The sequence below is a fragment of the Sphingomonas sp. Sphisp66 genome (genome assembly GCF_047324325.1).
Lineage (GTDB): Bacteria > Pseudomonadota > Alphaproteobacteria > Sphingomonadales > Sphingomonadaceae > Sphingomonas.
Map to the genome: position 1 here is coordinate 1,940,951 of NZ_CP168508.1, position 16,212 is coordinate 1,957,162.

A 16,212-nucleotide genomic window follows, 5' to 3' on the forward strand; every position below is an offset into this window, starting at 1 on the left:
GAACGACGTGGGCGAGGGAGCTTGAGCTCAGCCCTCGACTCGCTCGAAATGCCCGCTCTCGAACCCCGAAACCGCCAGCTTCGCGATCGCCTCGGCCACCACTTCCGGCGCCTTCACCGTCGCGGGATCCTCGCCCGGGAAGGCGCGCTCGCGCATCTTCGTCCGGGTCGCGCCCGGATCGACGATGCCCACGCGGACCTTGCTGATCTGCGCGACTTCCTCGCCATAGGTGAGCAGCAGGTTCTCGAAGGCTGCCTTGGACGAACCGTACACGCCCCAATAGGCGCGCGCGGTGCGGCCGACACTGGACGTAACCCCGATCACCCGCGCCCCGCTCGATGCCTTGAGCATCGGGTCGAACGCCGCCAGCATCGCCGCCTGGGCGGTGACGTTGAGCGTCAGCACCTTGGCGAATTCCTTGAAGTCGATCGCCGGCACCGCACTAAGCGTGCCGAGTTGCGCGGCGTTGAGCACCAGTATGTCGAGCGCCGTCCAGCGCCCGGAGATCGCCTCGGCAAGGCGGGCGATGCTGTCATTCTCGGTCAGGTCCATCGGCGCGATCGTCGCGGAGCCGCCAGCGGCGAAGATCGCCTCCTCGACTTCCTCGAGCCCGCCCGCGGTGCGCGCGGTCAGGATCACATGCGCACCGTGGCCGGCCAGTGCCAGCGCAGTCGCCGCACCGATGCCCCGGCTCGCGCCGGTGACGAGCGCCGTGCGCCCCGAAAGTGCCCCCTCGCTCATCCCGGTCTTAGCCCACGCGCTCGTGGAGCAGCGCGAACTGGTCGGTCGGCGGGCCGTTCTCGTCCTGGTCGGTCAGCGTCGTCGGATATTCGCCGGTGAAGCAGGCGTCGCAATATTTCGGGTGGATGTCCGCGCGGTGCGCCTCGCCCAGTGCCTTGTAGAGGCCGTCGATGCTGATGAACGACAGGCTGTCGGCATGGATGAAGTCGGTCATCCCGCCCACATCGAGCTTGGCGGCGAGCAGCTTGGCGCGCTCCGGCGTATCGACGCCGTAGAAGCAGCTGTGCCGGGTCGGCGGCGAGGCGATGCGCATATGCACTTCCGCCGCGCCGGCTTCGCGCATCATCTGCACGATCTTGAGGCTGGTCGTGCCGCGCACGATCGAATCGTCGATCAGCACCACGCGCTTGCCCTTGATCAGCTCGCGATTGGCGTTGTGCTTCAGCTTCACGCCCAGGTGGCGGATCTGGTCGCCCGGCTGGATGAAGGTGCGGCCGACATAGTGCGAGCGGATGATGCCGAGCTCGAACGGGATCCCGCTCTGCTGGGCATAGCCGATCGCCGCCGGCACGCCCGAATCGGGGACGGGGACGACCAGATCGGCATCCACCGGCCCTTCGATCGCCAGCTGGGCGCCGATCGCCTTGCGCACCGAATAGACCGAGCGGTTGTCGCTGATCGAATCGGGGCGGGAGAAATAGACATATTCGAAGATGCACGGCCGCGCGGAGACCGGGGCGAAGGGCTTGTGCGAGCTGATCTCGCCGCCCTTGACGATCACCAGTTCGCCCGGCTCGACGTCGCGGACATAGTCGGCGCCGACCACGTCGAGCGCCACCGTCTCCGAGGCGAAGACGATCGTGTCGTCGAGCTTGCCCATCACCAGCGGGCGGATGCCCAGCGGATCGCGGCAGGCGATCATGCCCTCGGGGGTCATGACGATCAGCGAATAGGCGCCCTCGACCTGCTTCAGCGCGTCGATGAAGCGGTCGATCAGCGTGCGGAACTGCGAGGTCGCGACGAGGTGGATGATCACCTCGGTGTCGCTGGTCGACTGGAAGATCGCGCCGCGGCGGATCAGGTCGCGGCGCAGGCGCATCGCGTTCGAGATGTTGCCGTTATGCGCGATCGCGAAGCCGCCGCTCGCCAGCTCGGCGTAGAGCGGCTGCACGTTGCGCAGCGAGGTCTCGCCGGTCGTCGAGTAGCGGACATGGCCGCAGGCGGTGTCGCCGTGCAGCCCGCGGATCACGTCGTCGCGGTCGAAATTGCCGGCGACATGGCCCATTGCGCGGTGGATGTGGAACTGGCGGCCGTCGAAGCTGGTGATGCCCGCCGCCTCCTGGCCACGGTGCTGCAGCGCATGCAGGCCGAGCGCGACCGCGGCGGCAGCGCCGTCCATGCCGGAAACGCCGAAAATGCCGCACTCTTCGCGCAGCTTGTCGTCATCGAACGGGTTCGTGGTAAGCATCGGCCCTCAAGGGGTTTGGAACTGTCGGGCGGGCATATAGGCGCTTCGGCGCGATTTGTCGCCGGTCTGTCACAAAGAAATGAACTTGCAGGGTTTTCCGGTTGTTTTTCAGGGCAGAAGGAGACGTTTCCATGCCCGGGCAGATCAAGAACGAGGCGCTCTACGAGAAGCTGCGCGACGAAGGGAACTCGAAGGAGAAGTCGGCGCGAATCGCCAATGCGCAGGCGAATGGCTCGATCGACCATCGCGGCGGCAAGCTGGAGGACCGCTCGAAGGACGAACTCTACGACGAGGCGAAGGAGATCGGCATCGAAGGCCGCTCGAAGATGGACAAGGACGAGCTGATCGACGCGATTCGGGATCGCTGAGCTCGCGCTCCTGCGAAAGCAGGAGCCCAGGGTTACAAGCGGCACCGCTTTTGGCTCTGGGTTCCTGCTTTCGCAGGAACACGGGGTTGGCTAGAGCAACCTCCGTGGACAATGAACGCGAAACGGGCCTCGTGCTCGACCCGAAATACGACGCCGCCGGCTTGATCACCGCGGTCTGCACCGCACCCGACGGCACGGTGCTGATGCTCGCGCACATGAATGCCGAGGCGCTCCAGGCGACGCTCGATACCGGTGAGGCCACCTTCTGGTCGCGCAGCCGCGGCAGGCTCTGGAAGAAGGGCGAGACCTCGGGCCATGTCCTCAAGGTGCTCGAAGCCCGGATCGACTGCGACCAGGACGCCGTCTGGCTCAAGGTCGAGCCGCACGGCCCGGCCTGCCACACCGGCGCGCCGAGCTGCTTCTACCGGATCGTCGAGGGCGGAAAGCTCCTCCGCGGATGAAGCGCGCCGGACTGCCCCTCGCCTTGCTCCTCGCCGCCTGCTCGGGCGGCGGTACTCCCGCGCAAAAGGCCGAGAAGCCCCAGGACCTCGAAAAGGCCGCGATCGAGCGCGGCCTGGTCCGCAATCCGGCGGATACCGACGTCGCCGGCCTCTACGCCCGCGACACCGACCGCATCTGCATCGTCCCCGACGAGGAGCTCGGCTACCGGATCGGAGCGTTCGTCGACTATGGCGACCGCATCACCTGCAGCGGCTCGGGCAGGGCGAGCCGGGTAGGGGAGGCGCTCCATATCGAGTTCGGCGAGGACGGCAGCTGCTCGTTCGACGCCAAGTACGACGGCGACAAGATCGCCTTCCCGGGCGCGCTGCCCGATGGCTGCAACAAATTCTGCGCAAAACGCGCCTCCTATGCGGGGCTGGAGGTTGCGCGGCTCAGCGAGTCGGCGGCCGAGGCCGCGGCGATGCGCGATGCCAGCGGCAAGAGGCTCTGCGGCGCGCAGTAACCGTCGCCCACCAGTCCGTCATCCCGGCAAAAGCCGGGATCTCAGGCGAAGGCGCGGGGAAGGAGCCGCACGAGATCCCAGCTTTCGCCGGGATGACGGATGTAGTGAGTTGACGTTCACGTAAGGGGAAGGTATTTTCCATGCCCATGAACGCACCAGCCTTTCCGCTCGAGGCCCTGGCGCCGATCGATCAGCGCCCGGACCGCGACTCCTTCACCATCTCGGACCTGTGCGCCGAGTTCTCGGTCACGCCGCGCGCCTTGCGCTTCTATGAGGACGAGGGGCTGATCGGCCCCGAGCGCCGCGGCACCACCCGCATCTATTCACACCGCGACCGTGCCCGGCTCGCCTGGATCCTGCGCGGCAAGCGCGTCGGCTTCAGCCTGGCCGAGATCCGCGAGATGATCGACCTCTACGATGTCGGCGACGGCCGCAGCACCCAGAAGCAGTTCACGCTCGAGCGCTGCCTCGAACGCATCGAGCTGCTCGAGAACCAGAAGCGCGACATCGACGCGCACATCACCGAGCTCCAGCAATTCGTCGAACTGCTCAAGAGCAGCGACTAACCCCCGAGGAACCCTGAAATGCCCCAGTACACCCCGCCGGTGCGCGACACGCGCTTCATCCTCGAGCAGGTGATCGGCCTCGATCGCTACGCCAACCTGCCCGGCTTCGAGAACGCCACCCCCGACACGGTCGACGCCGTGCTCGAGCAGGGCGGCCAGTTCGTCGCGGAAGTCCTGTTCCCGCTCAACCATTCGGGCGACCAGGAGGGCTGCAAGCGCCATGACGACGGCAGCGTCACCACCCCCGCCGGCTACAAGGAAGCGTACAACCAGTTCGTCGAGAGCGGCTGGGGCACGCTGAGCGCGCCCGTCGAGTTCGGCGGCCAGGGGATGCCGCACGTCATCTCCACCGCGTTCCAGGAGTATATGATCTCCGCCAACATGGCCTTCGCCATGTATCCCGGCCTCACCCACGGCGCGATCGCGTCGCTGCTGGTCAAGGGCTCGCCCGAGCAGCAGGCGAAGTATGTCCCCAAGATGGTCGCCGGCACCTGGGGCGGCACGATGAACCTCACCGAGCCGCAGTGCGGCACCGATCTCGGCCTGATCCGCACCCGCGCCGAGCCGAACGCCGATGGCAGCTACTCGATCACCGGCACCAAGATCTTCATCTCGTCGGGCGAGCATGACCTGACCGAGAACATCATCCACCTCGTCCTCGCCAAGACGCCCGGCGCGCCGGAGAGCAGCAAGGGCATCTCGCTGTTCGTGGTGCCCAAGTTCCTGGTCAACGACGATGACACGCTGGGCGCGCGCAACGCCGTCACCTGCGGCTCGATCGAGCACAAGATGGGCATCCACGCCAACTCGACCTGCGTGATGAACTATGACGGCGCCACCGGCTGGCTCGTCGGCGAGGAGATGAAGGGCCTTGCCGCGATGTTCATCATGATGAACGCTGCTCGTCTGGGTGTGGGCCTCCAGGGCCTCGGTGTCGGCGAAGTCGCGCTGCAGAACGCCGTCCAGTATGCGCATGACCGTCGCCAGGGCCGCGCGCTCACCGGCCCGCAGGAGCCGAACGAAAAGGCCGACACGCTGTTCGTCCACCCGGACGTCCGCCGCATGCTGATGGAAGCAAAGGCGCAGACCGAGGGCATGCGCGCGCTGTGCCTGTGGGGGGCGCTCCAGGTCGATCTCGAGCACGCCGCCCCGACCGAGGAGGAGCGCCAGCTCGCCGCGGACCTGGTCGGCCTGCTCACCCCGGTGATCAAGGGCGTCGGCACCGACATCGGCTACAAGGTCGCGACCGACAGCCAGCAGGTCTATGGCGGGCATGGCTACATCGCCGAATGGGGCATGGAGCAATATGTCCGCGATGCCCGCATCTCGATGATCTATGAGGGCACCAACGGCGTCCAGGCGATGGACCTGGTCGGCCGCAAGCTCGCCATGAACGGCGGCCGCGCGGTCCAGGCCTTCTTCAAGCTGGTCGCCGAGGAAGCCGCCGCTGCGAAGTCGGACGAGAAGCTCGCTGTCCTCGCCGAAGGGCTGGAGAAGACGCTTGGCCATCTCCAGGGCGCGACAATGTGGCTCGCCCAGAACGGCTTCAAGAACCCGAACGACGTCGGTGCCGGCGCCTATCCCTATATGCAGCTCACCGGCACGGTGGCGCTCGGCCTGATGTGGCTCCGCATGGCCAAGGCAGCCGCCGCAGCACTGGCCACGGGCGAGGGCGACGCGAAGTTCTACGAAGCCAAGCTGGTCACCGCCCGCTTCTACGCCGAGCGCTTCTTCCCGGACGCGAGCGGCCTGCGCCGCAAGATCGAGGCCGGCAGCGAAACGGTGATGGCGCTCGACCCGGATCTGTTCCGGGCGGCGTAAATAGGCCTACCCCCGGCACCATAACCGTCATCCCGGCGAAAGCCGGGATCTTGTGCGGCTCTTGTCCCGCGCTGCTGCCTGAGATCCCGGCTTTCGCCGGGATGACGGACAGAAGCCCTGTTCCAGCGGGATAGATGCCAAACAAGTTCAGGGTGACGGAGGAATGGGCTGGAGATCCGATCCCGCTTGCAATGTAGGATTTCAAATGTTTGCATCCGGCCCCCAAGGGGAGGTGCCGGATGCTGACATTCGCATTGCTGTTGCTGCTGGGCCCGAACGACTTCAATCCCGGGAACGACCCCGATCGCACCACCGGGGATTCGTGGCTAACGAAGCAGGCCGATCGCAACCCCTTCGCCAGCCCCAGGCTCGGCGAGATCGGCGACGCCGCTATCCGGTTCAGCACCACGCCCGCGCTGCGCGGTGGCGAGCGCAACATCGTCACCATCACGCCCGGCGAGAAGGGAGAGGCGGTCGCATCGCTCGATACCGTCCGCCACCAGTGCAATCTGTCGCAAACCCGCTGCCGCCTGGCCGCCGAGCGCTCGCTCAACCTCGCCTTCTGCGTGCAGGGCGATTGCAGCTACGCCGGCATCGCCCGACGCGTTCACGCCCTGTTGTTCGATCCCGAGCGCATGCCCAATAAGGATCCGTCGGAGCTGGTGATCTGTACGGATGGTCCCGGCTATCTCACCGAGCTGCGCGAGGCGGGCAGGACCTATAATCTGTCGGGCTTCTGCGCGCCGAAGCACCCGAACAATCAAGTCTACAAACTCGTCCGCGAGGGTCTGGGCGGACATTGGAAGCAGATCGGCAGGGAGGAATAGGGGGCTTTGGCGTGAACTTCATGAACTTTGGCGCGATATGTCATGCCGACGCCGTAATGGTGCAGTAAGGCACTTGAGCCGCGAACCGGGGGTGTCGATAGTCTTTTCATGACCTTGGCCATCGTACCGCTCACGCCACTCGAGCGTGGGCAGCTTCACGTCATCCGCCTGCGGGCGATCCGCAATGCGCTCGTCCTGCTCGCTGCCGCCGTCGCCGCGGAGATCTTCGTGCCCGGCCTGCCGATACCGGGGCTGATCCTGGCGCCGGTGCTGCTGCTCGCCTTGTGGATCGCCGTCTTCGCGCCGGGGCGCAGCTGGCGCCGCTGGGGCTATGCTTTCACCGGCAGCGAGCTCCATGTCGAATATGGGCTGTTCACCCGCGTGCACACCATCGTCCCGGTCCTCCGCGTCCAGCATATCGACGTGGCCCAGGACGTGCTCGAGCGGCTGTTCGGGGTCGCGCGGCTGATCGTCCACACGGCGGGCAGCGAGAACAACTTCGTGGTGCTTCCGGGCGTTTCCCGTGACACCGCCGAGGATATCCGCGACGCGATCCGCGAGCGGATCGGCAGCGCCGGGCATGACTGACGCCGGCTCGGCGCCACAGCGGCTCCACGTCCTCACCGTGATCATGCGCTTCGTGAAGCGCGCGCCGTCCACACTCGTCGTCCCGCCGCTGGTGCTGGGCTTCGCCGGGCGGGAGTTCCATCCGGTGATGGCGTTCGCCACCTTTGCCGTCATTGCCGCGGCGGTGATCGTCACGACCTGGCTCGGCTGGTGGACCTTCACCTACACGATCGGCGAAGAGGAGGTGCTGATCCAGCATGGCCTGGTGCAGCGCAGCCGCCGTTCGATCCCGCGCGGCCGCATCCAGGACGTGTCGATCGAGCGCAGTCCCTTCGCCCGCATCTTCGGCCTGGCGCTGGTCCGGATCGAGACCGGCGGCGGCAAGGCCGAGGAGGCCGAGCTCGACAGCGTCTCGCTCGCCGAAGCCGAGCGGCTGCGTGCCCTGCTGCGCGCCTATCGTCCCACCGCTCCGGCAGGTGCAGACGAACCAACCCCCGCCGAGCCCGAGCGTCGCACCGTCTACGCCATGTCGCTCGGCCGCGTCCTGCTACGCGGGGTGTTCGGCTTCTCGATGCTCTGGCTCGCCGCGATCTATGGCGCGATCCACTCGATCGACCGGGTGGTGGAGTTCGATTGGGAGAAATGGTTCGGCGAGGCCGAGCGGGTCGCTCTCGCCCAGTTCAGCCTCCTGGCGCTGGCCCTGGTGCTGGCGGTGGCACTGTTGCTCGGGGTGGTTGCGGGCATCGTCCGCACGCTGCTGCGCGACTATGGCTTCACGCTCAGCCATGAGCCGGGCCGCTTCCGCCGCGTGCGTGGGCTGCTGACCCGATCAGAAGTGGTGATCGCCGACCGACGCATCCAGCTCGGCCTCGTCCATCGCGGGGCGATCAGCGGGCGGCTGGGCTGGAACACCGTCGCGGTGCAGACGCTGGGCGGCAGCGACGATCCTTCGGGCCGGCAGGAGCTGGCCCCCTTCGCCACTGCGGCGGAAGCGGCCGAGGTCGTCGCCGCCACGCCCTTGCCGCCGTTCGAGCGGATCGGCTTGCGTCCGGTGGCCTCGGCGCACATCTTGCGCTCGGCGATCCGCCATGGCGTGCCGGTGGCGCTGGTCTTCGGGATCGCCGGCTGGTTCCTGCCGCCGCTCTGGTGGGGGCTGCTGCTGGTTCCCGTGCCGGTGGTCGTCGCGCTCTTCCAGCGCAGTTTCCATCGCTATGCCCTGCGCGACACCAGCCTGCAGGTGATGCGCGGGGTGCTCTCGCAGCGCGACTGGATCGTGCCCTTCGAGTCGATCCAGACGCTCACCGTGCAGCAGAGCTGGCTGCAGCGCTGGCTCGGCGTGGCGACGGTGGTGGTGGACACGGCGGGTGCAAATGGCCTGCATCGCCCCAATGTGACCGATGCCCCGCTCGATGCCGCGCTGGCGCTGACCCAGGCACTGGCGGCCCGGGTCGACTAGCGCGCCTCGGGCGTGGGGCGCGGGGTCGGCGAGGGGCGCGGCACGGGCAGGGTGAAGCTCACCGCGCCCTTGCCCTGGGCCGGCACTGTCGCTGGCGCACTGGCCGGCGTCACCGCCTCGACCTTGCGCCGGATTCCGGTCAGCGGCGCGGGCGCAGCGAGCGGGGTGGCGCCGGGGATCGGCGTCGCGGCGGGAGCGGGCGCGGCCATCTCGGTCGGGATCTGGGCGCGCATGCACTGGACCGGGCTGGGGCGGCGGAACTGGGCGCAGTTCCACAGCGCCTTGGCGAAGCCCTGCGTCTCGTCGCGCAGATAGCTGAACGACATGGTCGAGACCTGGGCGGTGGAGAGCGGCAGCTTGGCCGGGGTCTGCTTCGAATCCGCCCAGGCCATGAACTTGCAATAGGGCCGCTCGCCGCAGGTGCGGATGGCGAGGGCGGCAAAGGCATCGGGGCCGATGCCCTGGGGAAGGGTAAGCATGAAGTTGTTCGATTCGCCGCCGCCCTCGACCGCCATCGGCGCGGGGACGGCGCTTTGCGGGATCGAGGCGGGGTCGATGAACGCGCCGTCGCTGCCGACCGTCCCAGGCACCAGCCCCTCGATCGTCGGGTCGGGCTGGAAGTTGTCGGGGGCGAGCCGCGCCATCAGCGCGATGTTGGGCTCGACGCCGGTATAGGCGCGGTTGAACGCCGGCGGCGTGCCCCACCAGCCCGCCCAGCGGAAGAAGAGATGGGTATGGACCGCGGTGATCTTCTCGAGGCTGGCGCTCCAGTACGGCACCACCCAGTCGGTGTGATAATGGGTGGCGTGGCCGACCGGCTTGTAGACCGAGCCGTTCAGCGCGATCCGGGCGACGTAGCGCGCACGCTCCCAGGCCGCGGCGGTCGGCAAGTAGCGCAGCATCGCGCCGTCGCAGGTGAAGGTGAACTGGCAGCCCGTCGAGCGTTCCGAGCCCTGGAACACCACGCCGCAGATCGACTTGGGGAAGGCCGGGTGGCGCGCGCGGTTGATGATCACCTGTGCCACGGCGCGCTGCCCCTCGGCATCGTCGCCCGCCTCGTAATAGACCGCGGCGGCAAGGCAATCGACCGCCCGCGCCCGACTGTCCTCGGCGCCGAAGATATTGAACGGCCGCGCCGCCGGGTTGGGCAGGGTGGAGAAGGGGATGGAGGCGTTGAAGGTCCGCGCGTCGTCCGGGGTGACGACCTGGAGCTCGACCGGCTCGACCGGCGGCAATTCTGACTTGGGCACCACCCGGTGCGACACCTTCACCGGCCCGCGCTTGTGCACCACCGTGCGCGGGGTGTGCGCCACCAGCCAGAGCGGCAGCGCGATCGCCACGATCGTGACGAGGCCGAGCAGCGCCGCCAGCAGGGGCGAGACGCGGAGCGAGGGCGCTCCGATGGTGCGAAGGGAAGGGAGGGTCGGCATGGGGTCGCCGCCCATAACGCAGAAGTCACAAGGTTGGAACCATTGCGGCGCCGAAACGCCGCAATGCCCGGTCAGCCTGCCCGCGAAGGGCTCAGTTCGGCCAGAAGCCCGTGGCTTCGCACATGTCCCAATGATCGGCCGCGCCGAGCTTGCAGGCGGCAGCGGTGGCGCCCGTGCAGAGCTTCACTTCGCGCTGATAGCGCTTGTAGCAGCTCTCGGGACGCGCAGGCGCCGCGAGCTTGGCCATGGCCACTGGCCTGGCATGCTTCGCGACCGAAACCGGCGCTGCCACCACGCCGCGCGCTTCCGCCGGCGTTTCCAGCCCACGCTGCTTGCCTCCGAAGGCGAGCGGCCACCCCAGATAGATGGCGAGCATCACGCTCACCAGAATCATCGCATTGCGCACGAATTCCCCCCCGGAAACACGTTTCCCCGACTCGGGGAAGCTACCGTCAATCCGGGGGTAATTCCAGTGGCCTCAGCTCTCCGGAAGGAAGTCCGGAACGCTCAGATAGCGCTCACCTGTATCATAATTGAACCCGAGCACCCGGCTGCCCTGGGGCAGGTCGGGAAGCTTCTGCAGGATCGCCGCCAGAGTCGCGCCCGACGAGATGCCGACGAGCATGCCTTCCTCGCGCGCCGCGCGGCGGGCCATGTCCTTAGCAACGCCGGCATCGACCTTGATCACGCCGTCGATCGCGTCGGTGTGGAGGTTGCGCGGCACGAAGCCGGCGCCGATGCCCTGGATCGGGTGCGGGCCGGGCTGGCCGCCCGAGATCACGGGCGAGAGCTCGGGCTCTACCGCATAGACCTTGAGGTTCGGCCAGGTCTTCTTCAGCGTCTCGGCGACGCCGGTGATGTGGCCGCCGGTGCCGACGCCGGTGATCACCACGTCGATCGGCGCATCGGCGAAGTCGTTGAGGATTTCCTGTGCCGTGGTCTTCACGTGCACGTCGATGTTCGCCGGGTTCTCGAACTGCTGCGGCATCCAGGCGCCGGGCGTGGTCTCGACGATCTCCATCGCCCGCTCGATCGCACCCTTCATGCCCTTCTCGCGCGGGGTGAGGTCGAAGGCCGCGCCATAGGCGAGCATCAGACGGCGGCGCTCGAGGCTCATGCTCTCGGGCATCACCAGGATCAGCTTGTAGCCCTTCACCGCCGCGACCATCGCCAGGCCGACGCCGGTGTTGCCGCTGGTCGGCTCGACGATCGTGCCGCCCGGCTGCAGGCTGCCGTCACGCTCGGCCGCCTCGATCATCGCCAGCGCGATGCGGTCCTTGATCGAGCCACCGGGATTGGAGCGCTCGGACTTCACCCACACTTCCGAATCCGGGAACAGCTTCTGGATGCGGATGTGCGGCGTGTTGCCGATCGTCTCGAGGATCGTATTGGCCTTCATGTCGTCATCTCCTTGGGAGGAATCTCGAGATTGGCCGGAGGGTCGAACGTGCGAGCCCGCCTCAGCTCTGGAAATAGCTTGGCCCATGCCAGTGTGACAAGGACGGCGCCGATGCCGCCGCCCACCACCGCGGCGACCGGGCCGATCAATGCGGCGAGGAAACCGGACTCGGCCTCGCCCAGCTCGTTCGAGCCGGAAATGAACAGCGTCGAGACCGCGCCGACCCGGCCGCGCATCTCGTCCGGCGTATAGAGCTGGATCAGCGATTGCCGGACATAGACCGAGACCATGTCGGCCGCGCCGAGCACGAACAGCGCGAACAATGCGACCAGCACGGCGGGGGCGGTGTCATGGCCGATTGCGCTCGGCCCGAGCGCCGGCACCAGCAACGGCGCGGACAGGCCGAAGATCACCGTCGCCACGCCGAACAGGGCAACGGCGAGCAGCATCTTCACGCCGACATCGCTCTTGAGCGGCCGCCATGAGAAGAACACCGCGGTCACCACCGCACCGATCGCCGGGGCCGCGCGCAGATGGCCGAGCCCTTCCGAACCGACCTGCAGGATGTCGCGGGCATAGACCGGCAGCATCGCCGTCGCGCCGCCGAGCAGCACGGCGAACAGGTCGAGCGAGATCGCGCCGAGTACCAGCCGGTTGCGGCGGACATAATGGAGCCCGTCGATCATTTGCGCCCAGGGGCTGCCGCTGAACTTGCGCGCGCTCCGCGGCACGTCGCCGATCAGCATCAGCAGGACGAAGGAGACCAGGAACAGGCCGCCCGCCACTGCGTAGGAGAGCCAGTCCGCCGCCGCGTAGAGGTAACCGCCCATCGCCGGACCGATCACGGTGCCGATCTGCCAGGACAGCGAGCTCAGCGCGATCGCGGTGGGCAGGATCGCCTTGGGCACCAGATTGGGCGAGAGCGCGCTCAGCGCCGGGCTGGCGAAGGCGCGGGCGACGCCGAGCAGCGCCGCGATACCGAACAGCCAGGGCAGGGTGATCGCGTTGGTGTAGGTGAGCACCCCCAGGCTGATCGCGCAGAAGGCCTCGAGCGCCACCGCGGCGCGGGCGATCCAGCGGCGGTCGAGCCGGTCCGCCACCCAGCCGGCGAAGAGCGACAGGAACAGCAGCGGCAGGAACTGGGCAACGCCGATCAAGCCGAGCTGGAACGCCGCCTCCTTCACCGTCATCGTCCTGCGGGCGATGTCGTACACCTGCCAGCCGATGACGATCACCATCGCCATCTGCCCGAGCGTCGTCGAGAGCCGGGCGAGGAAATAATAGCGGAAATTGGGTACGGCGAACGGGTGCTTTGCTTCGGCGGCCATGGTTTGCCTCTAGTCGCTTCCGCAACGCAACCGCAACGAGCGATTGCGGCTCCGGTGCCCAAACAAAGGTATTATCTCATCAGCGCAGCTTGGCGGGCTGGACGTCCTCGGTTTCGGCGGCACGCGGGTTTCGGATTGCGGGACGGAGGCGGGCAAGGCTGCACAGGCCGGCGATGGTCGCGAGCCCGGCCGAGACCAGAGGTGGCACAATCCCTCCGCCGATGCCGAGCGCCAGCAGCGCCGCCACCAGCGTGGCGCCGGTAGTCTGGCCGACCATCCGGGTGGTTGAGGTCAGCCCGCCTGCGGCCGCCGCGCGGTCGATCGGCGCGGAGCCGATGATCAGCCGCGCATTGGGCGAGAGGAACATGCCGAAGCCGGCACCGGTCAGCGACATGCGCCACGCAATGTCGAGCCAGCTCGGATCCGCCGGAAGGAATGCGAGGAAGAGCAGCCCCGTAACTGCGACGACCATGCCAATCCCGCCCAGGGCGCCAGCGGGATAGCGGTCGGACAGTGAACCGGCGAGCGGCGCCACGATCATCGTGGTCAGTGGCCAGGGCGCGATCACCGCGCCCACCTCGGACGGCGAGAAGCCATAGCCGTGCTGGAGGCGGAAGGGCAGCGAGAGCAGCAGCGTCATCGTCGCGATGAAGGCGGTATAGGCGCCGACCACCGACAGGGCGAGTACTGGCCGGGTGAGCAGGTCGACCGGCAGGATCGGCTTGGGCTCGCGCAGCTCGCGCCGGACGAACAGCAGGCCGATCACCGCGCCGGCGAGCACTACCGCACCGGATACGACAGGGCTGTCGCCATGGACACTGCTCTCCAGCCCGCCGATCACCAGCCCGAACATGCCGGCGCAGAGCAGCGCGCCGAACACGTCGAACGGCTCGTCCCGCGCTGCATTGTCGGGCAGGGCGCGACCGAGGAGCAGGCTGGCGATGGCGAAGGGCACCGCCGAGGCGAACACCCAGGGCCAGGGGCCGATCGCCAGCACCAGACCGCCGAGTGTCGGCGCCAGCGCGGCGGAGCTCGACACGACCACCGAATTGATGCCCAGCCCGCGGCCGAGATGCTTGGCCGGATAGACCTGGCGGATCAACGCCGAGGAGACGCTGAGCGCCGCCGCCGCACCCACCGCCTGCGCCGCCCGGACGATCAGCAGGAAGGGCAGGCTCTTGGCGAAGAAGCACAGCACCGTCGCCACGGTGAAGACCAGCTGCCCGGTCTGGTACATCCGCTTGAGGCCGATCCGCTCGCCCAGGCCGGCCAGCGGCAGGAGCAGCATGACCAGCATCAGCTGGTAGACGGTGACCACCGAGACCGCGGCCGAACTGTCGACGTGCAGGTCGCGGGCAATGGTGGGCAGCGCCACCGTGGCGATCGCGCCGTCGATCACCACCAGCGCCGACCCGAACGAGAGCGCGGCGATGGCAAGGGCGCGGCGGGGCTGGGGCAGGCCGTCGGTCATCCCTGCGTCACTGCCCGAAGCCGTCCTGTCTTTCCAGTGGGAACCCTCACCGCCTCTGGACGGTTCTTTCGCTATCGAAACCAACAACTTGGAGAGTGAAGATGGGTAAGGGCATCCTGTTGTGGCTGCTTGGTATTCCGATCCCGATCATCCTGCTGATCCTGATCTTCTGGCATTGAGCCCGATCAGGCGGCCTCCGCCTCTCCTGGGTCGGGCCGGTTCGCATTCACGAAACTCGGCCCATCGAAGATCAGTTCGCGTATCTCCCACGCATCGGCGACGTAGCGATGGTCCGGCTTGCGCGGGCAGTCGCCATCGTCATTGACCGGTAGCTGCGGGAGCAGCGGAAGAATCTCGGCCGCCTCGCCCTCGATCCGCTCGCGGATGCGCGTCATCAGCCAGCGGATCGAGCGGGCATAGGTGTCCCATTGCTCCTCGCTGGGAAGGCCATGCCAGCGGGTGACATGCTCGCGGAAATCGGCGACCAGCGCGGCGGTCTCGGCACTGGCGCGGCTTGCGGCCTGGGCCACGTCGCCCCCCACTTCGTCCATCAGCGGGCCATAGACCTGGCCCTCCATCTTGGCGAAATGCATCAGCAGATCGCGGGTGAACATCCAGCGACGGAATCCCAGCCCCTCGACATTCGCCGGCCGCGGACCAGAGACCAGGGTCTCGAGCGCATCGGCATTGGCGAGAATATGGGCGTGCTGTCTCAGCACGCGCTCAACGGGCATTACGCGACTCCTCATACCCCCATTATGGCGCGGTTATGCCCGCAAAGGAGGGAAGTAGCCGCTCCGGAGCTACCCCAATAGGGGAAGCTACGGAGGCCCCGCCGCGACCGGCGGCGAGGCCTCGGAACAGCTTAGCGGCAGCGGACCTGGTCGCGGTCCACCGAACTGCCGAGCGCGCCGCCGGCGATGGCGCCGAGCAGCGTGCCGACGGTCTTGGAACGGCCGCCCGCGATGACGTTGCCGAACAGGCCGCCCGCGGCCGCGCCGACGATCAGGCCGGTCGTGCCGTCCGAGCGCTTGCAGTAATATTTGCCGTCATTGCCGCGATAGATGCGGTCGTCCTGGCTGAGCACGCGGTCCTGATAGCCCGGCGGCGGGGCGCGATAGTCGCGCGAGGCGTCATAGAATTCGTCGTCGCGCGGATCATAGCCATAACCGCCACGCGGCGGGGGCGGCGGCGCGACCGGGCGGGCCTTGTAGGCGCGATAGCGGTCGAGCGCCTGCTGGAACTGGTCGTACTCGCGCTCGAACCGCTGCTGCGCGGCATCGAAACGCGCTTCCTCGTCCTGCCCATAGATGGGCGCGCGCTGGGCCATCGCCGGCGACGCGACCGCCAGGCTGGCCGCGGCTGCAGCGGCGAGGGTTATCAGATGCTTCATGATCAATTCTCCTTCCCGAGGGCCCATACGGCCAGGGGCATCGAAACGTTCCGGACATGCGCGTGAAGCCGGGCTGAACGGACGGTGCCGATACGACGGACCCGTAATGAAGTGCGGTGAATCGCACCAGCCAGCGCGCGGAAGTTCACTAAGTTCACGACATCCACGCGCGCGACGTGGGAAACATCTTCGCTGAACGCGACAGCCAGAGCCGTCGCGGGCATGATGTGGGGACGCGGCGCTTGCCTCTCACCCATGCCCTCACCCGGTCTCGCCAAAGCTCGACCACCCTCTCCCGCAAAAGCGGGAGAGGGTCGATGCAGGTGTGCTGGCGCGTGTGAAACGGCAGACCGGGCCGCGACCATGGTCGATGGCGAGCATATTGGCGAAGGCGGCTTCATCCATCAGTCTAT

Annotated in this window: 17 protein-coding genes; 8 read left to right on the plus strand and 9 right to left on the minus strand. The window is 67.6% G+C overall.

Annotation, left to right across the window (positions count from 1 at the left end; genetic code table 11):
* Positions 1-27: 27 nt before the first annotated feature.
* Positions 28-741 carry an SDR family NAD(P)-dependent oxidoreductase gene (locus ACEN8G_RS09490; protein ID WP_413415366.1) on the minus strand — a complete coding sequence of 238 codons (714 nt, stop codon included), beginning with the start codon at positions 739-741 and terminating at the stop codon, positions 28-30.
* A 7-nt stretch (positions 742-748) separates the two neighbouring features.
* Positions 749-2,209: an amidophosphoribosyltransferase gene (purF, locus tag ACEN8G_RS09495; protein ID WP_413415367.1), complete on the minus strand. Its 1,461-nt coding sequence runs from the start codon at positions 2,207-2,209 to the stop codon at positions 749-751.
* A gap of 131 nt (positions 2,210-2,340) precedes the next feature.
* On the opposite strand from purF, the gene ACEN8G_RS09500 reads away from it, so the two are divergent.
* The 8 genes from ACEN8G_RS09500 (at position 2,341) to ACEN8G_RS09535 (ending at position 8,778) form a co-directional block, all read left to right on the plus strand.
* Positions 2,341-2,577, plus strand: a complete 237-nt coding sequence (locus ACEN8G_RS09500) for a Rho termination factor N-terminal domain-containing protein (RefSeq protein ID WP_413415368.1) — start codon at positions 2,341-2,343, stop codon at positions 2,575-2,577.
* A gap of 104 nt (positions 2,578-2,681) precedes the next feature.
* Positions 2,682-3,038, plus strand: coding sequence for a phosphoribosyl-AMP cyclohydrolase (hisI, locus tag ACEN8G_RS09505; RefSeq protein WP_413415369.1), 357 nt, complete (start codon positions 2,682-2,684; stop codon positions 3,036-3,038).
* A complete protein-coding gene (locus ACEN8G_RS09510) occupies positions 3,035-3,541 on the plus strand; it encodes a hypothetical protein (protein ID WP_413415370.1) in 507 nt (168 codons plus the stop codon). The genes hisI and ACEN8G_RS09510 overlap by 4 nt, the downstream gene beginning before the upstream one ends.
* A 146-nt stretch (positions 3,542-3,687) precedes the next feature.
* Positions 3,688-4,107 carry a MerR family transcriptional regulator gene (locus ACEN8G_RS09515; protein ID WP_413415371.1) on the plus strand — a complete coding sequence of 140 codons (420 nt, stop codon included), beginning with the start codon at positions 3,688-3,690 and terminating at the stop codon, positions 4,105-4,107.
* A gap of 18 nt (positions 4,108-4,125) precedes the next feature.
* Positions 4,126-5,928, plus strand: coding sequence for an acyl-CoA dehydrogenase C-terminal domain-containing protein (locus ACEN8G_RS09520; protein ID WP_413415372.1), 1,803 nt, complete (start codon positions 4,126-4,128; stop codon positions 5,926-5,928).
* A 239-nt stretch (positions 5,929-6,167) separates the two neighbouring features.
* Positions 6,168-6,755: a hypothetical protein gene (locus tag ACEN8G_RS09525; RefSeq protein ID WP_413415373.1), complete on the plus strand. Its 588-nt coding sequence runs from the start codon at positions 6,168-6,170 to the stop codon at positions 6,753-6,755.
* A gap of 108 nt (positions 6,756-6,863) precedes the next feature.
* Positions 6,864-7,343 (plus strand): PH domain-containing protein, encoded by a 480-nt coding sequence (locus ACEN8G_RS09530; RefSeq protein WP_413415375.1) that lies wholly within the window; start codon positions 6,864-6,866, stop codon positions 7,341-7,343.
* The gene (locus tag ACEN8G_RS09535; protein ID WP_413415376.1) at positions 7,336-8,778 is read left to right on the plus strand and encodes a PH domain-containing protein; all 1,443 of its coding nucleotides are present in this window, start codon (positions 7,336-7,338) and stop codon (positions 8,776-8,778) included. Before ACEN8G_RS09530 ends, ACEN8G_RS09535 begins: the two co-directional genes overlap by 8 nt.
* On the opposite strand, the gene ACEN8G_RS09540 is transcribed toward ACEN8G_RS09535, so the two are convergent.
* The 7 genes from ACEN8G_RS09540 to ACEN8G_RS09570 form a co-directional block, all read right to left on the minus strand.
* Positions 8,775-10,208 carry a cell wall hydrolase gene (locus ACEN8G_RS09540; protein WP_413415377.1) on the minus strand — a complete coding sequence of 478 codons (1,434 nt, stop codon included), beginning with the start codon at positions 10,206-10,208 and terminating at the stop codon, positions 8,775-8,777. The two genes, ACEN8G_RS09535 and ACEN8G_RS09540, sit on opposite strands and share 4 nt — an antisense overlap.
* 91 nt (positions 10,209-10,299) lie before the next feature.
* The gene (locus tag ACEN8G_RS09545) at positions 10,300-10,614 is read right to left on the minus strand and encodes a hypothetical protein (RefSeq protein WP_413415378.1); all 315 of its coding nucleotides are present in this window, start codon (positions 10,612-10,614) and stop codon (positions 10,300-10,302) included.
* A gap of 72 nt (positions 10,615-10,686) precedes the next feature.
* Positions 10,687-11,607 carry a cysteine synthase A gene (cysK, locus tag ACEN8G_RS09550; protein WP_413415379.1) on the minus strand — a complete coding sequence of 307 codons (921 nt, stop codon included), beginning with the start codon at positions 11,605-11,607 and terminating at the stop codon, positions 10,687-10,689.
* Entirely contained in the window at positions 11,604-12,935 is a 1,332-nt protein-coding gene (locus ACEN8G_RS09555; RefSeq protein WP_307119181.1) for an MFS transporter, read from the minus strand. Before ACEN8G_RS09555 ends, cysK begins: the two co-directional genes overlap by 4 nt.
* Before the next feature lie 79 nt (positions 12,936-13,014).
* Positions 13,015-14,406, minus strand: coding sequence for an MFS transporter (locus ACEN8G_RS09560; protein WP_413415380.1), 1,392 nt, complete (start codon positions 14,404-14,406; stop codon positions 13,015-13,017).
* Between the two features lie 185 nt (positions 14,407-14,591).
* On the minus strand, positions 14,592-15,140 hold the full coding sequence (locus ACEN8G_RS09565) for a hemerythrin domain-containing protein (protein ID WP_413415382.1): 549 nt from the start codon (positions 15,138-15,140) through the stop codon (positions 14,592-14,594).
* Between the two features lie 131 nt (positions 15,141-15,271).
* The gene (locus ACEN8G_RS09570) at positions 15,272-15,799 is read right to left on the minus strand and encodes a glycine zipper 2TM domain-containing protein (RefSeq protein ID WP_307119178.1); all 528 of its coding nucleotides are present in this window, start codon (positions 15,797-15,799) and stop codon (positions 15,272-15,274) included.
* Positions 15,800-16,212: the final 413 nt, after the last annotated feature.